The sequence below is a fragment of the Bacteroides sp. f07 genome (assembly GCF_042854785.1).
GTDB lineage: Bacteria > Bacteroidota > Bacteroidia > Bacteroidales > Bacteroidaceae > Bacteroides.
This window is the reverse complement of the sequence record NZ_BAABXI010000001.1, coordinates 2,128,792-2,153,550: the sequence shown is the minus strand read 5'-3', so window position 1 is coordinate 2,153,550 and position 24,759 is coordinate 2,128,792. Positions and strand designations below refer to the sequence as shown.

Annotated in this window: 15 protein-coding genes and 6 tRNA genes; 20 read left to right on the top strand and 1 reads right to left on the bottom strand. The window is 42.4% G+C overall.

Features of this window, described 5'->3' with window-relative positions; translation table 11 throughout:
* Nucleotides 1–78 precede the first annotated feature (78 nt).
* Nucleotides 79–1,239 carry a WG repeat-containing protein gene (locus ACGHVY_RS08680; RefSeq protein WP_390598432.1) on the top strand — a complete coding sequence of 387 codons (1,161 nt, stop codon included), beginning with the start codon at nucleotides 79–81 and terminating at the stop codon, nucleotides 1,237–1,239.
* Nucleotides 1,240–1,355: 116 nt separating this feature from the next.
* Here ACGHVY_RS08680 and ACGHVY_RS08675 read toward each other — a convergent pair whose 3' ends face one another.
* A complete protein-coding gene (locus ACGHVY_RS08675; protein ID WP_308745274.1) occupies nucleotides 1,356–1,913 on the bottom strand; it encodes an NAD(P)H-dependent oxidoreductase in 558 nt (185 codons plus the stop codon).
* A 178-nt stretch (nucleotides 1,914–2,091) separates the two neighbouring features.
* On the opposite strand from ACGHVY_RS08675, the gene nspC reads away from it, so the two are divergent.
* From nspC to nagA (ACGHVY_RS08580), 19 genes are all read left to right on the top strand, one after another.
* The gene (gene nspC / locus ACGHVY_RS08670) at nucleotides 2,092–3,231 is read left to right on the top strand and encodes a carboxynorspermidine decarboxylase (RefSeq protein WP_390598430.1); all 1,140 of its coding nucleotides are present in this window, start codon (nucleotides 2,092–2,094) and stop codon (nucleotides 3,229–3,231) included.
* A 118-nt stretch (nucleotides 3,232–3,349) separates the two neighbouring features.
* Nucleotides 3,350–3,422, top strand: a tRNA-Gly gene (locus ACGHVY_RS08665).
* A 34-nt stretch (nucleotides 3,423–3,456) separates the two neighbouring features.
* Nucleotides 3,457–3,538: transfer RNA gene (locus tag ACGHVY_RS08660), tRNA-Leu, on the top strand.
* A gap of 23 nt (nucleotides 3,539–3,561) precedes the next feature.
* Nucleotides 3,562–3,645, top strand: a tRNA-Leu gene (locus ACGHVY_RS08655).
* 20 nt (nucleotides 3,646–3,665) lie between these two features.
* Nucleotides 3,666–3,738, top strand: a tRNA-Gly gene (locus tag ACGHVY_RS08650).
* A gap of 32 nt (nucleotides 3,739–3,770) precedes the next feature.
* Nucleotides 3,771–3,855, top strand: a tRNA-Leu gene (locus ACGHVY_RS08645).
* Between the two features lie 34 nt (nucleotides 3,856–3,889).
* Nucleotides 3,890–3,965: transfer RNA gene (locus tag ACGHVY_RS08640), tRNA-Gly, on the top strand.
* 337 nt (nucleotides 3,966–4,302) lie between these two features.
* Complete coding sequence (locus tag ACGHVY_RS08635; protein ID WP_390598428.1) at nucleotides 4,303–4,932, top strand: BrxA family protein; 630 nt, start codon at nucleotides 4,303–4,305, stop codon at nucleotides 4,930–4,932.
* Entirely contained in the window at nucleotides 4,929–5,540 is a 612-nt protein-coding gene (locus ACGHVY_RS08630) for a BREX protein BrxB domain-containing protein (protein ID WP_390598426.1), read from the top strand. The genes ACGHVY_RS08635 and ACGHVY_RS08630 overlap by 4 nt, the downstream gene beginning before the upstream one ends.
* A gap of 3 nt (nucleotides 5,541–5,543) precedes the next feature.
* Entirely contained in the window at nucleotides 5,544–9,152 is a 3,609-nt protein-coding gene (gene brxC, locus ACGHVY_RS08625; protein WP_390598424.1) for a BREX system P-loop protein BrxC, read from the top strand.
* Between the two features lie 21 nt (nucleotides 9,153–9,173).
* A complete protein-coding gene (gene pglX, locus ACGHVY_RS08620) occupies nucleotides 9,174–12,704 on the top strand; it encodes a BREX-1 system adenine-specific DNA-methyltransferase PglX (protein ID WP_390598422.1) in 3,531 nt (1,176 codons plus the stop codon).
* Nucleotides 12,705–12,715: 11 nt separating this feature from the next.
* Nucleotides 12,716–13,897, top strand: a complete 1,182-nt coding sequence (locus ACGHVY_RS08615) for a DUF262 domain-containing protein (RefSeq protein WP_390598420.1) — start codon at nucleotides 12,716–12,718, stop codon at nucleotides 13,895–13,897.
* A complete protein-coding gene (locus tag ACGHVY_RS08610; RefSeq protein WP_390598418.1) occupies nucleotides 13,894–15,027 on the top strand; it encodes a DUF3696 domain-containing protein in 1,134 nt (377 codons plus the stop codon). Before ACGHVY_RS08615 ends, ACGHVY_RS08610 begins: the two co-directional genes overlap by 4 nt.
* A gap of 1 nt (nucleotide 15,028) precedes the next feature.
* Complete coding sequence (locus ACGHVY_RS08605) at nucleotides 15,029–15,862, top strand: hypothetical protein (RefSeq protein WP_390598416.1); 834 nt, start codon at nucleotides 15,029–15,031, stop codon at nucleotides 15,860–15,862.
* Nucleotides 15,863–15,905: 43 nt separating this feature from the next.
* The gene (locus ACGHVY_RS08600; RefSeq protein WP_390598414.1) at nucleotides 15,906–17,504 is read left to right on the top strand and encodes an RNA-binding domain-containing protein; all 1,599 of its coding nucleotides are present in this window, start codon (nucleotides 15,906–15,908) and stop codon (nucleotides 17,502–17,504) included.
* On the top strand, nucleotides 17,501–20,041 hold the full coding sequence (gene pglZ, locus ACGHVY_RS08595) for a BREX-1 system phosphatase PglZ type A (protein WP_390598412.1): 2,541 nt from the start codon (nucleotides 17,501–17,503) through the stop codon (nucleotides 20,039–20,041). Before ACGHVY_RS08600 ends, pglZ begins: the two co-directional genes overlap by 4 nt.
* A gap of 24 nt (nucleotides 20,042–20,065) precedes the next feature.
* Nucleotides 20,066–22,159 carry a BREX system Lon protease-like protein BrxL gene (gene brxL, locus ACGHVY_RS08590; RefSeq protein WP_390598410.1) on the top strand — a complete coding sequence of 698 codons (2,094 nt, stop codon included), beginning with the start codon at nucleotides 20,066–20,068 and terminating at the stop codon, nucleotides 22,157–22,159.
* Nucleotides 22,160–22,325: 166 nt separating this feature from the next.
* The gene (nagA, locus tag ACGHVY_RS08585; protein ID WP_390598409.1) at nucleotides 22,326–23,492 is read left to right on the top strand and encodes an N-acetylglucosamine-6-phosphate deacetylase; all 1,167 of its coding nucleotides are present in this window, start codon (nucleotides 22,326–22,328) and stop codon (nucleotides 23,490–23,492) included.
* Nucleotides 23,493–23,513: 21 nt separating this feature from the next.
* Nucleotides 23,514–24,686 (top strand): N-acetylglucosamine-6-phosphate deacetylase, encoded by a 1,173-nt coding sequence (nagA, locus tag ACGHVY_RS08580; RefSeq protein WP_308747041.1) that lies wholly within the window; start codon nucleotides 23,514–23,516, stop codon nucleotides 24,684–24,686.
* Nucleotides 24,687–24,759 lie beyond the last annotated feature (73 nt).

Sequence of the window (24,759 nt, the reverse complement as noted above, 5' to 3'; positions counted from 1 at the left end):
GCCTTGCAAACGTCACTTTTGTTCGCGACAGGTCTTTCATGTGATTACATATATATTAATGGTGAAAAATGGTTGTTAATGGATAAACCATTGGAGAGGGATTCGACTGTGTATGCCAATCTGAAGAATTTTCTGCCTGAGGGACGGATTATCTCTACTGCTAATTGGGATGGTTACACGGGATATTGGATAGTGACAGATGGAAAAATATACCTGCAGAAGATAGATGTCCATATGTATTCGTTAAAGGATGGAGAGGACTATACGCTCACATATACTACGGATTCATTAAAAAATCTGTTTACTTCTTATTATGATGAAAAAGGTATCTGTGCTAAGTGGTTGAATGGGATAATAAGAAGCGGACGGGGAAAAACAATTCGATATGTACACTTGGCTTTTAATCGGAATATGGAGGAAGAGCACGTAATGTGTATACGTAATGGTGTCATCGTAGAGCAAGAACTTTACCATAACTGGAAGAAAGAAGGAATAGCTTTGCTAAACGCTCGCTGGGAACTGGAAAAACGATTTCCTTTTGAGCGGTTCCCGGAAATGGTAGGGAAAAGGAGTGTCTTTATTATTAGAGACTTGGAGATGTCTCCCGATAGCCATTTTCTCGATTGCTGTATTGATGTTAGGCTACCCAATACGGAGAACTATGTAAATGACCAGCAGCATCCGGTTATCAAAGCTTTTAAGGCGGTCATGAAAGATATTTATCCGTGGGAAGTTTTATATCTCAATGGGAAATATACAATGGATTGTACTAGTTATGGAATACCTTTGCAATATCCTATATTGACGGCGCATACCACAGGAGAGTATCGGGAACCGGGTGTACCTGTTTGCTATTTGAATACACGGAAAGATACTATTATACCATTTGGAAAGTATAAATACTTCAATAGCGATACAATTCGGCACATCGGTTTTGTTGTGGATAAAGAGATTGTCTGTATAGATAATAAAGGAAATGAATTGTTTGATGTTTTTTGTTTCGACAATGGTATCGACCCGGTGAAAGAGGGTGTGTTTCGTATTAAAGACAAGGCGGGAAAGATAGGATTTGCTGATACGTTGGGTAATATAATTATTAAACCTCAGTATGCTTTTGCTTATCCTTTTGAGAATGGTAAGGCAAAAGTAACTTATTCTGGTAAGAAATATTTTATAGATAAACAGAAAGAACATTGGAAATGGGAAAGCGACTCTTGGTTCTATATTGACTGGAATTGAGTCTTTGTTTTCCTGTCGGTTGCCGGTGCTGACGTTGAAGAAGCGACATCTAAAGCTATGCTTTAAGGATGCTAAAGCGTAGCTTTATCCGGTCTAAAGCTACGCTTTTCATTGTCTTACCAATTATTACCTGCATTACTGCTATTGACAAGCATTTCTATCCGTTGTTTGTATAAGTTCGCTCCTTCGGCAATATTCTTTCCTGCCTCTGCGGTTCCCATTCCGTAAATGACAATGGGAGTCTGCCACGCCATACCCGAATGAATCGCACTGCCCTGATACGGACGCAGAAGTTCGTCGATTGTGAACTTGTTTCGTCCGCCGCTGCGATAAGCATCGTATTCGGAACCGGTAGTTGTTACTACTGCCAGCGGCTTGCCCGCAACAGCCGGAGTCTTGGACAAGTAAGTGAATACTTCGTCCTGCCATTTCTTCAGTAATGACGGGGCAGCCATCCAATAGAAAGGAAACTGATAGATGACAGCCGAAGCATCAGAAATGATTTTACTCCATTCGTCCACATTGAAGGCGATTTCCTCCGACAGCTCGTAAAGGTTGAAAACCGCCACCCCTTCAATGTCACTTACAGCGTCGATTAATGCTTTGTTTGCCTGTGATTCTTTCATGTTGGGGTGTGCCAGCAAAATCACTACTTTTCTTAAATCTTTATTCATATTCAATCAGGTATTTAGGATGAAACAATTACGTGTATTATATAATAAGGTTTAAAAATAGGAAAAAGTTCTCGAAAAGCAATATCTTAATTAAAAATAAAATAATCCCTCTTTGCTTTTGAATTTGTATTTTTGCATCCACGTTCGTAAAACGTTACTTTAGATAATAAGATTGTATATGATAGATTTTACCCGGTTTCCTTCTCCCTGCTACATTATGGAAGAAGAACTTTTAAGAAAGAACCTGAGTTTGATAAAAAGCGTAGCCGACAGGGCGGGAGTGGAGATTATCCTGGCTTTCAAGTCGTTCGCCATGTGGCGCTCTTTCCCTATATTCCGCGAATATATCAATCATTCAACGGCCAGTTCGGTATATGAAGCCCGCCTGGCATTGGAAGAATTCGGTAGTAAGGCGCATACCTATTCTCCTGCCTATACAGAACAGGATTTTCCGGAAATCATGCGTTGCAGCAGCCATATCACGTTCAACTCAATGGCGCAGTTTGAACGTTTCTATCCGATGACGGTAGCCGGAGGAAGCGGTATTTCCTGTGGTGTCCGTGTGAATCCCGAATATTCGGAGGTGGAGACGGAGCTTTATAATCCGTGCGCTCCCGGCACCCGTTTCGGCATAACGGCTGATTTGTTGCCGGAGACGCTGCCGCAAGGAATTGAAGGCTTTCACTGCCATTGCCATTGCGAATCTTCTTCTTATGAACTGGAGCGTACTTTAGAACACTTGGAAGAAAAGTTTGCCCGCTGGTTCCCGCAGATTAAATGGTTGAATCTTGGTGGCGGACATCTGATGACCCGTAAAGATTATGATACGGAACATCTGATAAAGCTGTTGCAAGGATTGAAAGCACGTTATCCGCATTTGCAGATTATCCTAGAGCCCGGTTCGGCTTTTACCTGGCAGACGGGAGTATTGGTTTCCGAAGTCGTGGATATTGTAGAGAGCCGTGGAATCAGGACAGCCATTTTGAATGTCAGCTTTACTTGCCATATGCCCGATTGTCTGGAGATGCCTTATCAGCCTGCCGTTCGGGGTGCGGAGATGGGAAATGAAGGGAAATACATTTACCGTCTCGGGGGAAACTCCTGTTTGAGCGGCGACTATATGGGGCTGTGGAGTTTCGACCACGAGCTGCAAATCGGAGAGCGGATAGTATTTGAAGATATGATTCACTATACGATGGTAAAGACGAATATGTTTAACGGAATCCATCATCCTGCCATCGCTTTGTGGACAAAAGAGGGGAAAGCTGAAATTTACAAGCAGTTTTCTTACGAAGATTATCGTAACCGAATGAGTTGATAATCAAAAAGATTGTTTCGTGGCGGGGGCAGAGTGTGCAGATTTCTTAAAAAAAAGTGCGCAGAATGTTTGCAGGTTTACGGAAAATCCCTACCTTTGCAACCGCAAACGAAAAAATGCGGAAATAGCTCAGTTGGTAGAGCATAACCTTGCCAAGGTTAGGGTCGCGAGTTCGAGTCTCGTTTTCCGCTCATGTTTCTTTGAAATGTTGGAACAATAATCTTTGCCCAGGTGGCGGAATTGGTAGACGCGCACGTTTCAGGTGCGTGTGTCGAGAGGCATGCAGGTTCGAGTCCTGTTCTGGGCACAGAGATTAGCTTTTGGAATTACGGAGAGGTGGCGGAATTGGTAGACGCGCTACTTTGAGGGGGTAGTGACAGTTATGTCGTGGGAGTTCGAGTCTCCTTCTCTTCACGGTTCACGAAGGTTTATTTGCGGAAATAGCTCAGTTGGTAGAGCATAACCTTGCCAAGGTTAGGGTCGCGAGTTCGAGTCTCGTTTTCCGCTCTTGTTTCTTTGAAATGATGGAACTAAGTTTTGCCCAGGTGGCGGAATTGGTAGACGCGCACGTTTCAGGTGCGTGTGTCGAGAGGCATGCAGGTTCGAGTCCTGTTCTGGGCACCAATCTTTCAGTTTTCTGAATGACGAAATTTAGTTTGCGGAAATAGCTCAGTTGGTAGAGCATAACCTTGCCAAGGTTAGGGTCGCGAGTTCGAGTCTCGTTTTCCGCTCCATATATAGATATAAATCCTTACAATAAGCAAATGTGCTGGTTGTAGGGATTTTTTTTTACTTTCTTTGCTTCTATTTTCATGTCTTTCAGTGAACCACATTCGTTAATCAATGAGTAAAGTAAAGCGAAAGATTATACATACCGCACTAAAAAGGCGGTAAAATCCATGGCTCGACCAAAGAATATCATTAAATTTGCGACAAACTCAATGTTGTATATACAACTATTGGTGTACCAATGTGTCGCAACCCGACCTTTTTGACATTGACTAAAATAGTGAATGCTTTGGATATTGACGTACGAGAATTGATAAATAATCAAAGGAATAAAAAGATAGTATGGTAATGAAGATAAATAGCCCTTATACAGCTGCAATAACAGGCGGAGGATTCCTTTTCAATGAGACGCTTGCCCTGCTTCCTCTTTTGCAGAGTGCAGAGCGGAAAGAACTTCTTAAAGATGAGCAATTAAACAACCGTGTACTGATGATTAATGCTGAAACATCAAGAAAGAAGGCAATTCTAGAGATTAGTCGTCGTTATGATACAATGTCACCTGCTTTCTGGCAGGACTTTTTAGCGATGACTGCCGCAGAGCAGCCTATTGCTCTCTTTTTTGTGATGTTGAAGACGTACAAAATACTTTTTGATTTTCATGTAAACGTGACGATACGTCGTTGGAACAGCGTCGCTAAGTCTGTGAAGAGAGAAGATATCCTCATGGAGTTTAATGAAATATCTGCTCGTGATGCATTTGTTGACTCGTGGAGTGAAGCTACGAAAGACAAAGTGATTAGTGCCTATTTATCTATTTTGCGAAAGATAGGGATTCTCGATAGAGCTAACCAATTGCAAGTGCTTGATTGTACCAACTATCCATACTATTTGCAGATTGGCGAACCTTGGTTTCTGGAGGCTTGTTTGTTACAGCCTTATCAAATTGAAAAGATTAAAAACAGTTTGGTATGACTATAAAAGAACTGGATGATAAACTTAATAGTCCCGGATTTCAGGATACTGAGAACGGAGACTTATTTTATAATTTCTTCATCTACCAATATCCGGCAGAGAAAGAATATGATATCCGTAAGCAGATACAGGAGTTCAAACAAAACCTTATCCGTCCCACGAATTATGTGGATGTGCTCACGCTCGACTTGTTTGAAGAGTTCTGTAACTACCTCAATGGACAAAAGTTTCTCAAGTTCGACTCCATGCTGCAATATTTGCTCGAGAAAGAACAAGAACAGCCCGATACGAGCAGTAAAATTTTCAGTACATTGGAGCGTCACGCCCATAGTGAGAAGTTCGTGAAATATCTGCATGAGCGGATCGTGGCGCATATCACGATTGATGATGAATACCGTCGTCCATACGTGTTTATCTATGGCATCGGCACCATGTATCCTTATCTTCGTGCCAATGAACTTTTGGCAAAGTACGAGGATTACAATGAGACCGGACGCTATAAAATCATTCTCTTTTATCCCGGACATCGGGAACAAAATTCATTCAAACTCTTTGATACCTTAAATGACCATCATACTTATCGCGCAACCCTTTTAATAAACGAATAAACGATGCAACTACAAGATCTGTATATCAAATCCATTAATCGTCCGGTCAATCCGGCGGTTTCTGCTACCAAGTTCGATAAAGAGACCATTGATATTGAAATCAAGGAATACGTTTTTACCGATGAAATCCTCAATGGACTTTATCGCATTCTGAATGCTATCAAGAACAATAAACCTTACGACCATGTTGGTATTTGGATTGATGGTTACTACGGTTCGGGTAAATCTCACTTCTTAAAGTACCTCGACTACTGCATTACTCCCGAAACTCGCGATGTAGCCTTAGAGCGTTTACTTGATGCAGTGAAAGAAATCGACCCTTTCGATGGTAAGCATAACCTTCAGTTTGAGTTTTCACAGATTCAAGATATTGCTTCATGGCTCAAGGCTGCCATCATCGATACCTGCATCTTCAACCTCGAAACCTCCTACAATGCGACTACTGACAAAAAAAAGGCTTTCTTGCAGGTGTTTTGGGATGAGTTTAACGGCAAACGTGGACTGAACAAGTTTAATCTCACCTTAGCACAGCTTTTGGAAAAACCGCTGATGGAGCGTGGGTTGTTGGAGCAATTTAAGGAGGTAATTGCCGAGATGGGTGGCGATTGGAACAATCCCAGCGAGGCTGCCGATTTGGTGGATCAAGCTTTGGAGATGGTTGTAGATGCCGCTTGTGAACTCAATCCGCAGTTTGACCGCAACTCCCTTTACAATCATATCGACAAGCGCGACTATGCCATCAGCATCGAACGCTTCGGTATGGAACTGGCAGACTATATCAAGGACAAAGGCGAAGATTATCGCTTGATATTGCTTGCCGATGAGGTGAGCCAGTTTATCAATAAGGAACGCGACCGTTATCTGAATCTGCAAGAAATTATCACTAAACTTTCTGAAGCTTGCAACAATCAGGTGTGGGTGGCTTGTACCGCTCAACAGGACCTTAGCGAAATAATGGACGACTGCAATATTGGTGAAGAAAAGGACAAGGAAGGAAAGATTAAAGGTCGTTTTGAAGTGAAAGTATCACTCAAAGGCACGCAGCCCGAAGTGATTACACAGAAGCGTATCTTGGAAAAGAAGCCCGAGGTGAAAACCGACTTAGCTGCCATGTACGAGCAGCAGCAAGGAGCCTTCAGTCTCCAGTTTAAGTTACCCAATGCGTATAAGAGCTACGATACGGAGACTGACTTTATCGACTTTTACCCCTTTGTTCCTTATCAGTTTAAGCTCATCATGCAGGTGTTCGACTCTTTCCTTGCTTTGGGGTATGTGGCTAAGGAGGTGAAAGGTAACGAACGAAGCATCATCAAGGTGATTCACGCTACGGCTAAGGCTCCCAACAATGCTCAGGCTGAAATAGGTAAGTTCGTTTCGTTTGATGAACTTTACAACAATATGTTCGAGGAGGGTTTGCAGGCTCGTGGACAGAAGGCTGTGGATAATGCTATCCGCATTGCCCGTACCTATACTGACCCGAAATTGGCTATACGTGTAGCCAATGTCCTCTTTATGGTTTGCAATATTTCGCAAACTGACCAACTGGTTTTCCCGGCAACGCTCGACAATATCACCACGTTGCTGATTAACGATATGACCACGCCTCGCCTCAATCTGAAGAATGAGGTAGAAAAGGTGGTCGATTTCCTTTGCGACAACAACATCATCCGTCGTGAACAAGGCCGTCAGGGTGCGCCCGACTTCTTCTCGTTCTATAGTGAAGAGGAAATGAAAGTAGCCGAGCTGATTAAAAGTCAGACTGCTGATAACAACCTACAAGCCGGTGAGCTGAAAGAAATCTTCAATCGCTACTTGAAAGGATTGAAGAACAAGGAACAATATAAAACTCGTTCGTTTGCCGTGGGAATGACCATCAATCAGCGCAACTACCTCAGTAATAACCCTGATGTAGTGCTGGAATTTATGATGGATGACGACTATGATACACCCGAACAACTTGCTCTACAAAACCAGATCAATCGGTTGGTGTACTATGTGGGGCCACAGTTCCGTGCCAATGCTCGTTTGCGCAACAACTTTTATTGGTATTGTAAGGTGCAGAGTTATATGATCGCCAATCCTGCTACCAGCGACGAGAATGCTGCTGTGCGCGAAGAATTTAAAAAGCGTGCCAGCGAAGTGATGACTGGTATTATTGAGAGAGAGTTCCAAAAGATTCTCGATACCTGTCCTCTAGTAAGTGGACTCTCTGTGATTGATGATGTAGAGTTGGGTAATAAAAAAGGGAATGACCGCTACTTGGCTGCTATAGAAAAACACCTCTCCGGTATCTATACTAAGGCAGGACTGGTAGATTTACCGCAAATTCCCCGAAACAGCGATAAACTCAAGACAGCTATCCTTCGTCCCGTGAATTCTGGTGATTACGAGGGATTAAATGACTCGCTTACCGAAGCAGAACATGAGGTGGAAATTTACCTCAACAAGCAATACGAGGAGTTGAATGTGGGTGATGTGGTAGCCAAGTTCTCCAAAGCTCCGTTCGGTTGGGATGGCATCTGTACCCTTTATGTGGTGAACGAACTCGTACGCCGGCATAAGCGTGACTATAGTTATAGCAACAATCCCAATGTGGAGGTGAATATTGTAGCAAACCGTTTGCTGAGTGAAACTAACAAGTTTACCATTCGTCCGGCTGTAACCATTTCGTCCGAGGTGATTAATGGTTTCATTGCCGCTTGGAAGAATATCTTTGGTGTGAGCGAATCTTTCTCCACTACCGATAGTACCCAGCTATTCCGTCTCAGTCGAGAGAAAGAGAATGTACGAAGTGTGGAGAATGTAGTTGCACGCTACAAGCAGCTCTACAAGGATATTGCCGCATACTCTTTCAGTGCGCCGCTCGACGAAATGGTGACCTTGCTCGAAGGTTGGCTTGCCGAGCGCGATCCGTTGAAGTATTTCCGCCGTGTGATTGACGAACAGCAGCAGGCACGCACCCTCTTCGATACTTGTAAAGAAGTCGTGCAGTTTGCTCAAGATCAGATGGGCAATTATAAGGATGTACTCCGCTTTGTGCGTGATAATCGGGATAATTTTAGCTTCGTACCTGTAGAGCTTCACGAGGCAGTTACGCAGTTGATGGGAATAGAGAATGCAGCATGGCCTATCGCTATACGTACTTATATGAAGCTTCGCAACACCTTTGCCGGAGCCATCGATGCTAAGCGAACAGAACTTCGCAAACAAATTTCTGAAGAATATGCCAAAACGTATGCTCAGTTGGAGCAAGGCTGTAAGGAAAACGAGGTATCGACTTCTGTTCTCTCAGATCAAGAGGTTATAGTAAAACTCAAAACACAACCGGATAGCATTCCTGTGTTGCAGACCAACCTCGATACCAATGCATTCTTTGCTGAGCAAACGGCGAAGATATTGGCTGCAAAACCGAAGCCTAAACCTACGGTTGGTGATGACAAAAACAAGAAGGAAGAAACTCCTGCTAAGAAGTATCCTACACAGGTAGCTTTAAGTACTCGTACCACTTTACCTATTGGCTCAGAGGTTGATGTGGATAAGTATTTGGCACAACTCAAGAAGCAACTAATGGCACATATTGACAAAGGCGAGACGGTAATGATTATCAAATAATGAAATGAAGGAATAAGATAGATGGATACCAATAGATTAAAGAAATTTGCTACCGAAGCACGCAACATACTAAAGGCGGGTATTGCCGCCAAACTCACCAGCTTGGGCTTTGACAACAAGGGCGAAGTGGCTGAGAATTTACGCCCGCAACTCTTGCAGGGTGGTACGCTTTGGAACGGACGGACTCTCTCCGAAGGGTTCTTTCATCAATGGATGCGCCTCTACGAGGAGGTGCAGGCTAAGGGTGTGAACGAAGTATACGAGCAAGCAGCTTACACATGGTTTAATCGTCTGGTAGCCATTCGTATCTTACAGAAGAACGGACTTTGTGAACCGGTAAGTGCATACGCCGACTCTGCACATACCCCGCAGATTGTAAACCAAGCCCGGCAAGGGCTATTCCCGCCAATGGTGGAGGCGAGCAAGCGTCACCTCTTGGAACTCCTTGATGACGATACGAAAGTTACTGAACAGTTTGCTGTGCTTTTGGTGGCATGGTGCCATGCCAACCCTATCCTGCAACGTTGCTTTGGCACTATGGAGGACTATACTGAACTGTTGCTTCCCGCCAATATTTTGGCGGAGAATGGTTTTATCGACCTCTTGAACCACACCGAGTTTATCACCGACGAAGAGTTTCGCTCGCCCGAACTGATTGGTTGGCTTTATCAGTTCTACATAAGTGAACGTAAGGATGAGGTGTTTGCCAAGAAAGGTAAGTTTGAGGCTGATGATATTCCTGCCGCCACGCAGATCTTTACACCTAACTGGATTGTGAAGTACATGGTGCAGAATACGGTGGGACGCATCTATCTCGATAACAATCCCTATACTATTTTGACTTATAAGGAGAAATGGCAATATCTCGTGGAGCCTGCAGAGCCGACTCCTGCTGAAGCTATTCTTCATTACAATGAACTGACCGATCTGAAAGTGGCTGACCTTGCTTGTGGTTCGGGACATATCCTTAACGAGTGTTTCGATCTACTCTACGATCTTTATATCACTGAAGGTTATACCCGTGTTGAAGCCATAACACATATCTTCCAAGATAACCTCACGGGTATCGATCTCGATCCTCGTGCACAGCAACTTTCGCTCTTTGCATTGACGCTGAAGGCTTGTCAACGCGATCATAGCTTTGTAGATGCACATTGCTTGCCACGGGTGCTGACGATGCCGAAGGTGCAATTGCCTTTGCCTGCCGATACCCGATTAGCGGTAGAGATTAATGTCGCCAATGCTTTGCTGAAGGATGCCGATTCTTTAGGTAGCATTATGAAGTTTGACCTTACACCTGCTGCTCGTGAATGGGTGGCTTCGCGGGTTGAAGAGAATGAAGCGGCAGCGTTGGTGATAGCGTTGACAGAGCAGTATGATGCTTTGGTGATGAATCCGCCGTATATGGGGGGAGGTAATATGAATGAGGTGTTGAGTAAATATGTGAAAAGGAATTATGAGGATGGAAAAACAGACCTTTTCTCTGTATTTATGGAGGTTGCCATTGAACGACTAAAAGTACACGGTCGTTATGGCATGATTAATATGCAGAGTTGGATGTTTCTTTCTTCGTTCGAGAAACTTCGCAAGACATTACTCGACAACTATCATATTGAGAATATGCTTCACCTTGGTCCTCGTACTTTTGACGAGCTGAGTGGGGAAGTGGTACAGAACACAGCTTTCGTGGTGGCAAAGCACAGTGTCCAACAAGGTGGAATGTACTTCCGTTTGGTGGATGGGAAAAGTTGTGCTGATAAAGAGCAAATGTTCTTGAACTATGCAGGGCAAGGTACAAAGATATACTACTCTAATGTGCCGCAGGCTAACTTTGAGAAGATTCCGGGATGCCCGATTGGATACTGGGTTTCTGAAAAAATTTTATCCCGCTTCGCGGGAAATCTCGCATTGTCTGCCGTTGCTAAACCCTGCGTTGGTTTGCAAACGGCAGACAATGCGAGATTTCTCAGATATTGGCATGAAGTCAATCTTGAAAAGATTGGCTTTGGGATGAAATCGGCTGAGGAAGCAAAAGAATCGGGAAAGAAGTGGTTCATAACTACTAAAGGCGGCCCATTTAGAAGATGGTACGGCAATATGGACTATTTAGTAAACTGGGAAAATGATGGAAAGGAACTAAAAGAGTTTAAGGGTTCTGTTATAAGAAATGAAAAGCGATACTTTACTTCATCGGGTGCTACGTGGTCAACTATAGCATCAGGCAAACCATCTTTCCGTTTCTTTGATAGAAGTTGGTTGTTTGAGACTAAAGGATCTGTATGTTTTCCTATAAAGGAAGATAAACTTTATACTCTAATGGGTTATTTGAACTCTCCTATTGTAGTTGCTTGTCTTCAAACTTTGTCTCCTACCTTAGATTATCATGAAGGTCCCATGGGTAAAGTCCCATATGAAGATATTGAGAACGTTGCAGAGATTGATGTGTTTGTAAAATCTAACATCACAATCAGCAAGCTCGACTGGGATTCCCACGAAACTTCTTGGGACTTTCAACAGAACGAGCTTATTTCCCTTATAGATTTCACCGAACAAGACATTACAACAGAGTCACTGAATGCCTTGTATAATACTACTGCACACAGTAATGCAGTAACACAGCAAGCCGCCGAAAGTCCTCGTGCAGTCAAATTGCAAGCTCTCATGGAACGTTATCATCAGAAGTGGAGTACTCTCTTTATGCAGCTGCACGCCAATGAAGAAGAACTTAACCGTCAGTTCATTGACATCTACGGCCTGCAAGATGAGCTTACTCCCGATGTGCCTTTGAACGAAATTACCATCTTGCAACAAGGCGAGGTGAACATTGAGGGCAATGCCTTGAAGTGGCACGATGAAGTAATATTGAAGCAACTCCTCAGTTATGCCGCCGGTGTATGGATGGGCCGCTACCGTCTTGATAAGCCTGGTCTGCATATCGCTCATCCCAACTCCACAGCCGAAGAACTGGCTCCTTATACCTATAACGGTCACACCATCGAGATAGATGATGACGGCATTTTCCCTTTAATGACTGCCGATAGTGACTTCACAGACAATGCCTGCCTGCGAACCGCCCAATTTGTGAGCGATGTGTTTGGTGTGGAGTATCAAGTGGAGAATCTTAACTATATAGAACGCACCCTCGGCAAAACCATCGAGCAGTATTGGCAGAAGGACTTTTGGAAAGACCATAAGAAGATGTATCAGAACCGCCCTATCTACTGGCTCTTTGCAAGTAAAAAGGGTACTTTCCAGTGTATCGCCTACCTGCATCGTATGACCCCCTATACTCCTGAACGCATCCGCAGTAAATACCTGTTGCCCTTCATCGAAACGTTAGGTCGCAAGATTGCCGAACTCACTACTCGTGCTGCCGACCTTAGCACCTCTGAACGTAAGAAACTCGACACGCTGAACAAACAGCTTGAAGAATGCCGCGAATATCACGACCGATTGGCGGTAGTAGCTGAGCAAGCCATTCCGCTTGATTTGGACGATGGGGTGGTAGTGAACTATGCGAAGTTGGGGGATGTTGTAGCAAAGTTGAAATAAAAACGTAAAATATGGAAGATAAGAAATATATTACTCAGAATCAATTAGATATTGATTTTGTAGAGAAAGAGGACATAAATGGTGAAATGGATGCTGATGTCATAACAAAGCCGTTTAATCCTAATGATATTGATGTAGATATTGCTACGGTCAATCTTGGTTCCGTTATAGAGCAGTTGGAGAATGAAGAAATAGAGCTCCAACCGGATTTTCAGCGTGCGGCAGATGTTTGGGATAACACAAAGAAAAGTAGATTGATAGAATCCATATTATTAGGATTACCCTTGCCGTCTTTCTATTTTAGTGAGGATTCTGCAACTAAAAAGTTATCTGTGATTGATGGCTTGCAACGCCTGTGTGCTATTCGTGATTTTATACTAAAGGGCAAGGACAAAGAGGAGAATGACAATAAGCTTGAAGACGAGAATCCTTTGGTTTTACAAAACTTGCAATTTTTGAAAAACTTTGAAGGGAAAACTTATTCGGAGTTGGAACGTCCCGATGTAAGGCGTATAAAAGCATTAAAGATAACAATGAATATACTTCGTAAGGCCACACCAAATGAAGTGAAGTTCATTATATTCCAACGTGTAAACACCGCAGGAGAACCTTTGACTCAACAAGAAATGCGTCATGCCTTAAATCAAGGAGAAGCGGCTTCCTTTATAAAGGAGTTGGCAGAAATGGATTCTTTTGTAAAAGCGACCAAGCATTCGGTAAAAACCAAAAGAATGGAAGATCGTGATTTTGCCAATCGCTTTGTAGCATTCTTTATTGGTTATAGCGAATACAATGGAGAATTGGATGCTTTCTTAAATGATAAGATGGGTGAAGTGAACAGAATGAATTCGGAGCAGCGAGAATCCATACGGCAAGCTTTTGATAAGTCAATGAAATGCTGCTATCAAATTTTCGGTGATGATTCTTTTAGAAGAAGACTCAACGAAAAGGATTCCAGAAAACCTATTTCTAAAGCTGTATATGATACGCTGAGCGTAAATATAGCTTGGTTGACAAATGAAGAAAGGAGTAAGTTAATGGCCAATGCGGATATATTCAAAGAGGGAATGATGGAGCTATTTAACGATAAATCATTTAACTCTGCAATTACTACAGGTACAGGTCAAAAGTATAGAGTTGAATTACGTTTTACACGGGTAAAAGAATTAATCAGAAAAATAATTGAATCATGATTACGAACTTAAACATCAATAACTTCAAGCTGCATAAACAAACACAGCTTGATATAAAGGGACTGACTATTTTAACAGGAATGAACGGGATGGGAAAATCAACCGTTATACAGTCGTTGATTTTATTACGTCAGTCGTTTATGATGAATGACTTGGATGCTGGTCTCAATTTAAAAGGAGATTTGTGTGATGCTGGAATATCAGGAGAGTTGGCTTGTCAATCATCTGATGAGCATTCATTAAAGATTGAATTGAAGTTTTCGCAGCAGGATGATTTGATGTATGTTTTTAATTATCCGGATAATATAATGGATACGTTGCTGCCAAGTGTAAAAGGCAATATAGTAGATAAGAATATTCTATCAAAGTATTCATTATTCAATGAATATTTCCAGTATTTGAGTGCTTTCCGGTTTGGGCCTCAGAAAAGTTATAATCGAGATACTTCTTTAGTGGTAACAAAGAAACAGATTTCTAAAATTATGGGGCAGTGCGAATATGCTGTGCATTTTTTAGAGCAATATAAGAATACGGATATTCCTGTGAAGGAATTGGCTCTGACAGATAAAAATGATGTAACACCCGATTTAAGGTTGATTGTGCAAGTAGAACGATGGCTACGTATGATTTCTCCTAATATAAAAATTAATATTGAGCAATCGGGTGAAGATTTTAAATTGAAATACAAGTTCAATCGAGAAGAAAATACGATTACTGAAGATATAACTGCGCTAAATACAGGCTTTGGTGTTACTTATGTGTTACCTATTTTAATAGCCATATTGAGTGCGCAGAAAGATGCTGTCATTCTTATAGAAAATCCGGAAGCTCATATTCATCCTAAAGGTCAGGCTATACTGATGGAACTGATGGCAAAAGCAGTTGCCAATGGTATCCAAATCATTTTAGAGTCACATAGTGATCATATCATTAATGGCAGCCTTGTAGCTGTGAGTAATGGGTTGATTACACCTGATCTCTTATCCATTTATTATTTCAACAGAGAAGAGCATCAGCATGTGGCTATTTCTCATCCATTAGAAATTTCAAAGAATGGTCATATCAAACGCCCTCCAAAAGGTTTTTTTGACCAGATAGACATTGATTTGAAAACTTTGACAGGATTCTAAAATGGAGCACAGTGAACTTTTTATAATATTCCCTTCTTATAAAGAGGTAGAAGAGAAACCGCATTATCTAAAATCCGTAGATGTGATGTCTATGGAAGATATTAGTAAAATAGTTAACTGTTTGGATGAAATGATTCATTTCTTTCAAAATGAGAATTATGATGGTTATTACGATGGAAAGAATGTACAGGCATTCCTTTTGCCATTTGAAATAGCCGAAGATTATTATCCGAATATAAAAACTCGTTTTCGTGTATTGATGGGGAGATGGGGTGAAAATTGGCGGAATGATAGAAAACAAAGCGATACTGATAATTATTATTATTATCATACGGAAATAAAGGATGATACCCTCTGTGAATTGACAAAACGTAAAAAAGATTCAGCTGATGAAAGTACGTTTCTGTTGATAAATCATGAGGCATTTTCTTGCTCTGAAGACAGAATTAAAACAAAATGTGATGATGAGGACTTTGAAATTGAAGTTAGGAAAGCTGAAATAAAGTCTATAGCAGAATGGTTTGAAATCAATCGGATTCCCCAAAGAACATTTCACTTAAATCCTAAACATGGTGAATTTGGCAAAGGAGCACATCCTTCAAACAAAGGAGAAAAAGTATCTGTGTTAATGTGTAGCAAGGGTGAAGCTGGTATCTTATTAAAAAAGGCGATAGGCGAAAATTTAAGAACATTATATTTTTATGATGCGAAATACAATCAATACATCGAATTCAAAAGAGAAAGCGAAAATGTTTACCATGCTTTTCATTTAGACAAGGAAGATGAGCAACTAATTCCTAATAATATCAAAGATGCGATTAAGAAACTATTTTAATAATAGTAATTTAGAGTATCTTAAACGTATAAAAAAGGAGACGATGACAATAAAAGACATACTGAAACTCAGAGACCTCGGCGAAGTGAGCAAGGTACAGTTCAAAGAACGTATCTTGGATAAATATGATATAGGTTGCGAGCTAGTTGCCATGAGTAATGCTCGCGGAGGGCAACTTGTCATTGGCATCAACGACAAGACAGGAGCTTTTAATCCGTTGTCGTATGCCGAAGTGCAGGAAACCACCAATCTTTTGAGCAATATGGCTTCGGAGAATGTGGTACCCAATATCCTACTTGAGATAGATACAGTCAGCGTTGAAGGTGGCAGTGTAGTGATAGCTACTATTAAGGAAGGAATTAACAAGCCCTACCATGACAATAAAGGTATCGTGTGGATGAAAAATGGAGCGGATAAGCGTAAGGTTTTCGATAATGCGGAGTTGGCGGAGATGATGACCGAGTGTGGTAGCTTTACTCCCGATGAAGCCGCCGTGAAAGATGCCACGTTGGATGATTTGGATGAAGACACTATCAAGCAGTTCCTGCAAAACCGTTTTGCTATGGTATTGGAGAAAAAAGGAATGGTTGGCGATGCTTTGCAGGAAGCGTCACTTGATGAGATAGCCAATGCGATTGCCAAAGGACATGATCTTAATAAACTGATGCGCAACCTGCGTTTTATCCGTCCAGATGGGAGCCTTACAGTGGCTGCCATATTACTGTTTGGTAAGTACACCCAGCGTTGGTTACCTGTGATGACGGCAAAGTGTATCAGCTATGTCGGTAACTCTATTGGAGGCAAGGTCTTTCGAGACAAGGTGAACGATGCAGTAATGGAAGGAAATCTTCTGCATCAATTTGAGACCATTATGTCTTTTTTCACTCGCAACCTCAAGAATGTACAAGTGGAAAAAGAGTTCAATTCATTGGGCGAGCTTGAGATTCCATACGTAAGCCTGATGGAGTTTGTAGTAAATGCACTGGTCCATCGTTCGCTGAATTGGAAAGCTCCCATACGTATCTTTATCTTTGATAACAGAGTGGAAATTCACAGCCCGGGCACGTTGCCTAACGGCTTGCAAGTAGAAGATATTACCAATGGCATCTCGATGCCCCGTAACAACTTCCTTTTTAGCAATGCTATCTATCTTCTTCCCTATACAGGTGCAGGTAGTGGTATTCAACGTGCCTTGGAGGAAGGAGTGCAAGTAGAGTTTACGAATGATGAACGGATACATGAGTTTCTAACTACCATAAAGAGAAACAAAGACTTGGATAGTAATCTAGCTGACTCTGACACTACCCCTAACACTTTTTCGGAGCACTCAGACACTACCCCTAACACTTCCGATGAATGCCCTAACACTTTTTCGGAGCACTCAGACACTACCCCTAACACTTTTGATGAATGCCCTAACACTCATCAGATGAAACTTACCAATAAACAAAAGGATATAGTAAACTTTTGTAGTGTACCGAGAAGTAGTCGGGAGATACTTGAGAGGGTAGGAGTGAAATATCATAATAGTAATATCAAAAGATATGTTACCGAATTAGTAGAAGCAGGGTATTTGGAGCGAACCATTCCCGATAACCCTTTTGCTATGAATCAAAAGTATAAAAAGAAGCAATCATTATGACTCAAGAAAGAATATACAGTTATTTTCAGCGTAACCCACAGTTGCATGTGCTTTTCATCTTCGACAAGGCGAATATCATTATGAATGATTTGGCAGACTGTTCGTGGGAAACTGAATATATCTATAAAGTATTTGATGGAGCTTGGTTCAACACTAAATATAACATTGAATACGCATGGAAAGAGAAACGTGTGGTATTACTCTTCCCATTAGGCACCTATCCCATAAGTGAGGAACAACAGCTCAGATTCCCTCTTATGGACATGCTGAAAGCTAATATGGAATATAAAGAGGAAGATTATGCCGCTTTCATGCAACAATATAAACTTCCAGAGAAATATCGCGCCTTTATCAGCCGCCATATCGGTGAATTGATGTCGAATAAGATAAATGCAATGCTGAAAGACCGGTTTACGCCGGAAGCATTCAGTGAGGATGTAGTAGTCCGCGGTTTTATTTCTTCTTATCTGGGTGAAAAGAGACTTTTGGAATGGGAAAACATCATCATAAAAATGTTCATACTTGGATTGGATTCAGAAAATAAGAAACGGTTGGATTTCTATCATAAGTTGGAACGAAACAAGGATGCCAAGACAGCGGTTGATGAGCGTTTGACTAAGATATTTGGATTCAGTTACAAATCCAACCAAGAGGCAAAGGTGAAAGAGTTGGTGGAGAGTTTGAAGTATAATAGCATCACCCAACTTCTTGATGTGATTGCCGATGACCCCTACAAGGCTTACAAAATAAAGAGCAGTATAGCACTTGAACAAATGAATCGTATCTATGAACTGGGCACACGTGACCGGGAGTTTGTAGATAAATTCATGAAAGTGATGAAAGAACTAGGTGCTGATATTCACGAAAAGGAGCTGACTACCATTTATGGCATGGATGCCTCCTTCTATTACTTGACGGAAGAATTAGGTTGGCCTATATTGCAAGAAATTGCTGGTAGCAAACTCGTGACAGAACCTGCAGAAATGCAAGAACGTTTGCGTTTGCTTTCCCAAAAACTTCCTGCCGATAGTGTGCATCAACAAGCTATAAGCTTCTTGATGCAAATGGCTTTTTATTATGAAATGGTAAGAGGACTGGGCAGCCTGAAGTTGAATACTCCGGAAGCTTATGTGCAACTCTATACGAACGACTTGTACAGGCTTGACACCTTCTATCGTTGTGCATTGGAAGAATATCATGAATTGTTGTCAAAGGATGTTCCTATACTTACTTGTTTGAATGGACTGAAACAACAGTTTGACGGAGAGTATGCACGTATGGTCAATGTTTTCAATCTGGAATGGATGACCTGTGTGATAGAAAAAGGGAACTACTTTAACGACCTGTCGTTGAAAAAACAAGAGGATTTTTATGCAAATGAATGTGTCAGCAACAGTAAGCAGGTAGTAATCATCTCTGATGCACTACGCTATGAAGTGGCGGCAGAACTGATGCAGGAACTGGCTAAAGAGAAACATATAGCAAAACTATCTGCATATCGGGCCATGCTGCCTACTGAAACCAAATACTGTAAGCCGGCTCTTCTGCCTCATACTTCATTGATATGGAAGAACAAAGAAATGCTGGTAGATGGTGAAGTATTAGACACCTTAGAGAGCCGTTCGGCACAGGTGGCCAAATACAAAGAAAGTGCTTGTTGTGTAGACTATGAAACTGTAATCAAAGCAGATGTAAAAACTGCACGCGAACTATTTAAATGTCCATTAGTCTATATTTTCCATGATACAATTGACGCTGCTAGTCATGGGGCTGGAGCCGGAGATGTAATTGCGGCTTGTCGCAAGGCTATTGAACAGCTCGCTGTGCTGATTCGTCGCCTTCATGCCTCTTGGAATGTGACGAATGTTGTGCTGACAGCCGACCATGGCTTTCTCTACAATGACGTGGAGTTTGCAGAGAAGGATAAACATGCGGTGACGGTTGCGGGTATTATCGAGAAGAAAACGCGTTACTACGTGAGTGATCAAGTTAGCGCGCAAGAAGGGGTGGTAACAATGCCATTGGACAAAGTATCGGGAATGAAAGCCGAGACTCCTATATATATAGGAGTACCTATGGGTACCAATCGTTTGGCTGCTTCTGGTGGATACAGCTTTGCCCATGGCGGAGCGACTTTGCAGGAAATGCTTATTCCCGTGATTCATAGTTCGCAGAAACGCTCTGATAAGACTAATAAAGTGGGTGTGGCATTGGTTGATCACAATCTCATGATGGTAAGCAGTAGGTTGAAATTTCAATTAATACAAAGCGAAGCGGTATCCATGACGATAGTTGAACGTAAGGTCGTTTGTCAAGTGTATCAAGGCGATACACCCGTAACCGGAAAGCAAACCATTACGCTTGACAGTGCTGATACGATCAATTTGAATAATAGAGTATACGAGGTTGTGCTGACCTTGAATCATTCAGTACATTCAGGTATGCTACAACTACGTGTGTATGATGAAGAAGACTGTTTGAATCCACTTATTCGTGAAGTGGTGAAGAATAATACAATGATAGAACAAGACTTTTAAGTATTAGTGATTAAGTTTTTTGATATGACACTACAACAGAAAATAATGAATGCTTTCATAGGTAAAGTGGTTCGTAAAGATTTGGCTTTTCTTGTAAAGGGAGGGCTCCCTGTACCTACATACGTATTGGAGTATCTGCTTGGGCAGTATTGCGCCTGTGATGACGAAGCAACCATAGAAGAAGGCTTGGAAAAAGTGAGACAAGTGATCCAAAACAATTATGTGCATCGCGCGGAGTCAGAAGTCATTAAGGGTAAAATCCGTGAGCAGGGTCGCCATCGTATCATTGATAAGGTGACTGTTACTCTCAATGAGAAAGCGGACGAATACCAAGCTCATTTTGCTAACTTAGGTCTTACTAATGTGCCTATTGGCACTCAATATGTGACAAACAATCCCAAGCTCTTATCTGGAAATGGTGTTTGGTGTATCGTCACTATTGGCTATATATCAGGCGAAGATATTAAAGTGCGCTGGGAAATTCAAACCCTGAAGCCTGTACAAATATCCAATGTGGATGTTCAAGATTATATAGATAAACGCAAGAACTTTACCACAGAGGAGTGGTTGGACTTCATGATGCATACCGTTGGGTTGAACCCCGACACCTTAAATCGGCGTGAGAAGTTCATTACGTTAGCTCGTCTACTCCCTCATGTTGAGAATAATTTCAACTTTATGGAATTAGGACCTAAAGGAACCGGTAAGAGTCATGTCTTTCAGGAACTGTCACCATACGGTGTTTTAGTGAGTGGTGGTGATGTGACTAGTCCTCGTCTGTTTGTTAAAATGAGCGGTAATAAAGAGATTTTAGGATTGGTGGGCTACTGGGATGTAGTGGCTTGGGATGAATTTGAGCAGCAAAGAGGTCGTGCCGTAGATGCGGTATTAATTGATACCATGCAAAATTATCTGGCCAATAAGTCATTCAACCGTGGTAAGGGTACGCATGAGGCTTCCGCTTCTATTTGCTTTGTGGGTAACACGAAGCATACGGTTCCTTATATGCTAAAGAATAGCCATCTTTTTGAATCAATTCCTACCTCGTTTACCAAGGGAGCTTTTTTAGATCGTATCCACCTCTACAACCCGGGGTGGGAGATTAGAATGCTGAAGAAAGATAGCTTCTCAAAAGGATACGGTCTGATTACCGATTACATAGCTGCCATTATGCACGAACTGCGCAATAAAGATTTGACAGCATTATTGAAGGATTATGCTAAGTTTGATGGTTCCCTTTCTGAACGTGATCACTTGGCTATTCGGAAAACATTTTCTGGCATGGTGAAGTTGATTTATCCGGATGGTAACATGACGAACGAAGAGGCATTTGAGTTGATAGACTTTGCTGCCGAAAGCCGAAAGCGCGTCAAAGACCAGTTGTATATCGTGGATGAGACGTTTAATGCAGAGCCTGCTAAGTTCAGATATGTACGTGAGAAGGATGGTGTAGAGGTTAGTGTGGAGACTCTGGAGAAGGTGAGCAATGCACTTATCATCCCTAACAATATTCACCAAGGATCTACTCCTATGGTAAATTTGGATAATAGTGATATCACACTTTTCCAAGAAGGAACTGAAACAACAATGCAAGTAGAGCCTTCTTCAGAACGCCAGTCTCGCAAAAGATTCATTTCTTTGCAGGAAAAGAATCTGTCCTTCCGTTTGGGACAGACCGGTGTCACTTATCAATCTCTCTTTGCCGATTATCTTAAGGATGCAACTGAAATCACCATTGAAGACCCGTTCATTCGAGCAAGTTGGCAAGTAAAGAATCTTATGGAGTTTCTGACGATGCTCATTGACACACGTGATGTGGATGACCTTAAAGTACATCTGGTGACCAATGAAGAAGAAGATAAGTTACCTGACCTTATAGATAAACTGGATGACATAAAAGACGATATGATTGGCTATGGCATTGAGTTTGATTACAAGTTCCGCGAATTTCACGATCGTTGTATCAAGGCCGACAATGGTTGGGTGATTTCGATGGGACGTGGTCTTGACATATATGAGAAGTACAGCCCATATTCTGTTGCAGCCGCTCGACCCGATAAGCGTAAATGCAAAGAGTTTATGATAACATTTACTAAAGATGAGGTTGTCAGTCGATAAGATTGGCAACCTCTTTTTTTTGTATTATATTGGAAGTTTACCGGACGATTTTATCAATAAATTGGATGGAAAAGCGTAATTTTGCAACTGAAAAAATCAATGTACTCCCCCCAAAAAAGAGCGTCATTGATTCCACAGACCTATAATTAATTTAATAACAGATGATATGTTAACACAAATCATTAATGCACGCATCCTGACCCCGCAAGGCTGGCTCAAGGATGGGTCGGTTCTTATCCGCGACAATAAAATTCTGGAAGTAACCAATTGTGATCTTGCCATTATCGGTGCCAAACTGATTGACGCCAAAGGTATGTACATTGTTCCCGGTGGAGTGGAAATCCATGTTCATGGCGGTGGCGGAAGAGATTTTATGGAAGGTACGGAAGAAGCTTTCCAAACTGCTATCAAGGCTCATATGCAGCACGGTACTACCAGTATTTTTCCCACTCTTTCTTCTTCCACGATTCCTATGATTCGCGCGGCCGCGGAGACTACCGAGAAAATGATGGCGGAACCGAATAGCCCGGTGCTCGGACTTCATCTCGAAGGACATTATTTCAATATGGCAATGGCAGGCGGGCAGATTCCTGAAAATATTAAAGACCCTGACCCTGAAGAATATATCCCGTTGCTCGAAGAGACGCATTGTATCAAGCGTTGGGACGCAGCCCCAGAGCTTCCGGGAGCCATGCAGTTCGGTAAGTATATCACGGCAAAAGGCATATTGGCATCGGTTGGACATACCCAAGCGGAGTTTGAGGATATACAGACGGCTTATGAGGCAGGATATACCCATGCTACCCATTTCTACAATGCCATGCCGGGATTCCATAAACGGAAAGAGTATAAATATGAGGGTACGGTAGAAAGTATTTATCTGATTGACGATATGACGGTGGAAGTTGTGGCGGATGGTATCCATGTCCCCCCGACGATTCTGCGTCTTGTCTATAAAATAAAGGGAGTGGAGCGTACTTGTCTGATAACGGATGCGCTGGCTTGTGCGGCGAGTGACAGTCAGACGGCTTTCGATCCGCGTGTGATTATCGAGGATGGGGTTTGTAAACTGGCAGACCGTTCCGCTTTGGCGGGAAGCGTGGCGACAATGGACCGCCTGATTCGCACGATGGTACAGAAGGCGGAGATTCCATTAGCGGATGTGATAAGGATGGTTTCCGAGACGCCTGCCCGCATCATGGGAGTGCTGGACCGTAAAGGTACGCTCGAGCGTGGTAAGGATGCCGATATCATTGCTTTGGACAGAGACTTGAATGTAAGGGCTGTATGGGCAATGGGAGAACTGGTAGAAGGTACCAATAAATTGTTTTAAATCCTATTAAAAAAGAAGACTATGTTAACTCAGATAATAAACGGAAGAATACTTACCCCGCAAGGCTGGCTGAAAGATGGCTCCGTATTGATTTGCGATGGAAAAATATTAGAGGTAACCAACAGTGACCTGGCGGTTATCGGTGCAACGGTGATTGATGCCCGCGGGATGACAATCGTGCCGGGATTTGTAAGCATGCATGCGCATGGCGGTGGCGGGCACGACTTTACAGAAGCGACGGAAGAGGCTTTCCGTACGGCAACTACCGCTCATTTGAAGCATGGCGCTACCAGTATGTTTCCTACTTTATCGTCTACTTCTTTCGAAAGGCTTTATCAGGCTGTTGATGTTTGCGAAAGTCTGATGCAGGAGAAAGATTCTCCTATTCTCGGTCTGCATATCGAAGGTCCTTACCTGAATCCGAAGATGGCAGGCACGCAGTATGACGGTTTCCTGAAAATGCCGGATGAGAGTGAATACATTCCTTTATTAGAACATACTTCTTGCATCAAGCGTTGGGATATCAGCCCGGAATTGCATGGTGCGCATGATTTTGCGAAGTATACCCGTTCGAAAGGAATTATGACCGCTGTGACACATACCGAAGCCGAGTATGATGAAATTAAGGCTGCATATGCGGTAGGATTTACTCATGCCGCGCATTTCTACAATGCGATGCCGGGTTTCCACAAACGTCGTGAATATAAATATGAGGGTACGGTGGAAAGCGTATATCTGACGGATGGAATGACGGTGGAAGTGATTGCGGACGGTATTCACCTGCCGGCTACTATATTGAAACTGGTGTATAAACTGAAAGGTGTGGAGAATACCTGTCTCGTAACGGACGCTTTGGCTTATGCCGCCTCTGACGGGACTGTGCCGGTTGACCCTCAGTATATTATTGAAGGCGGAGTATGTAAGATGGCAGACCATTCTGCGTTGGCAGGCAGTTTGGCTACGATGGATATACTGGTGCGTACCATGGTGAAGAAAGCGAATATACCTTTGGAAGACGCTGTACGCATGGCTTCCGAGACTCCCGCCCGTCTGATTGGGGTAAGCGACCGGAAAGGGGCGCTGGCCAAAGGAAAAGATGCCGATATTGTGATTCTTGACAAGGAATTGAATGTGCGTTGTGTCTGGTCGATGGGAAAGATTGTTCCGGGAACTGATATCCTGTTGCACAAATAACAGTTGAAATCACACAGGCGCGGATTAGCAAATAGCGTCTGAAATAATATAGGCACGGATTACGCGGATAACA

Bases quoted from the DNA above. Each gene is read 5' to 3' on its own strand.
- ACGHVY_RS08610 (WP_390598418.1), top strand. From the start codon at position 13,894: ATGATTACGAACTTAAACATCAATAACTTCAAGCTGCATAAACAAACA.
- ACGHVY_RS08605 (WP_390598416.1), top strand. From the start codon at position 15,029: ATGGAGCACAGTGAACTTTTTATAATATTCCCTTCTTATAAAGAGGTA.
- ACGHVY_RS08635 (WP_390598428.1), top strand. From the start codon at position 4,303: ATGGTAATGAAGATAAATAGCCCTTATACAGCTGCAATAACAGGCGGA.
- ACGHVY_RS08630 (WP_390598426.1), top strand. From the start codon at position 4,929: ATGACTATAAAAGAACTGGATGATAAACTTAATAGTCCCGGATTTCAG.
- brxL (WP_390598410.1), top strand. From the start codon at position 20,066: ATGACACTACAACAGAAAATAATGAATGCTTTCATAGGTAAAGTGGTT.
- nspC (WP_390598430.1), top strand. From the start codon at position 2,092: ATGATAGATTTTACCCGGTTTCCTTCTCCCTGCTACATTATGGAAGAA.
- pglZ (WP_390598412.1), top strand. From the start codon at position 17,501: ATGACTCAAGAAAGAATATACAGTTATTTTCAGCGTAACCCACAGTTG.
- ACGHVY_RS08675 (WP_308745274.1), bottom strand. From the start codon at position 1,913: ATGAATAAAGATTTAAGAAAAGTAGTGATTTTGCTGGCACACCCCAAC.
- ACGHVY_RS08680 (WP_390598432.1), top strand. From the start codon at position 79: ATGGATAAACCATTGGAGAGGGATTCGACTGTGTATGCCAATCTGAAG.
- nagA (WP_390598409.1), top strand. From the start codon at position 22,326: ATGTTAACACAAATCATTAATGCACGCATCCTGACCCCGCAAGGCTGG.
- ACGHVY_RS08600 (WP_390598414.1), top strand. From the start codon at position 15,906: ATGACAATAAAAGACATACTGAAACTCAGAGACCTCGGCGAAGTGAGC.
- brxC (WP_390598424.1), top strand. From the start codon at position 5,544: ATGCAACTACAAGATCTGTATATCAAATCCATTAATCGTCCGGTCAAT.
- nagA (WP_308747041.1), top strand. From the start codon at position 23,514: ATGTTAACTCAGATAATAAACGGAAGAATACTTACCCCGCAAGGCTGG.
- ACGHVY_RS08615 (WP_390598420.1), top strand. From the start codon at position 12,716: ATGGAAGATAAGAAATATATTACTCAGAATCAATTAGATATTGATTTT.
- pglX (WP_390598422.1), top strand. From the start codon at position 9,174: ATGGATACCAATAGATTAAAGAAATTTGCTACCGAAGCACGCAACATA.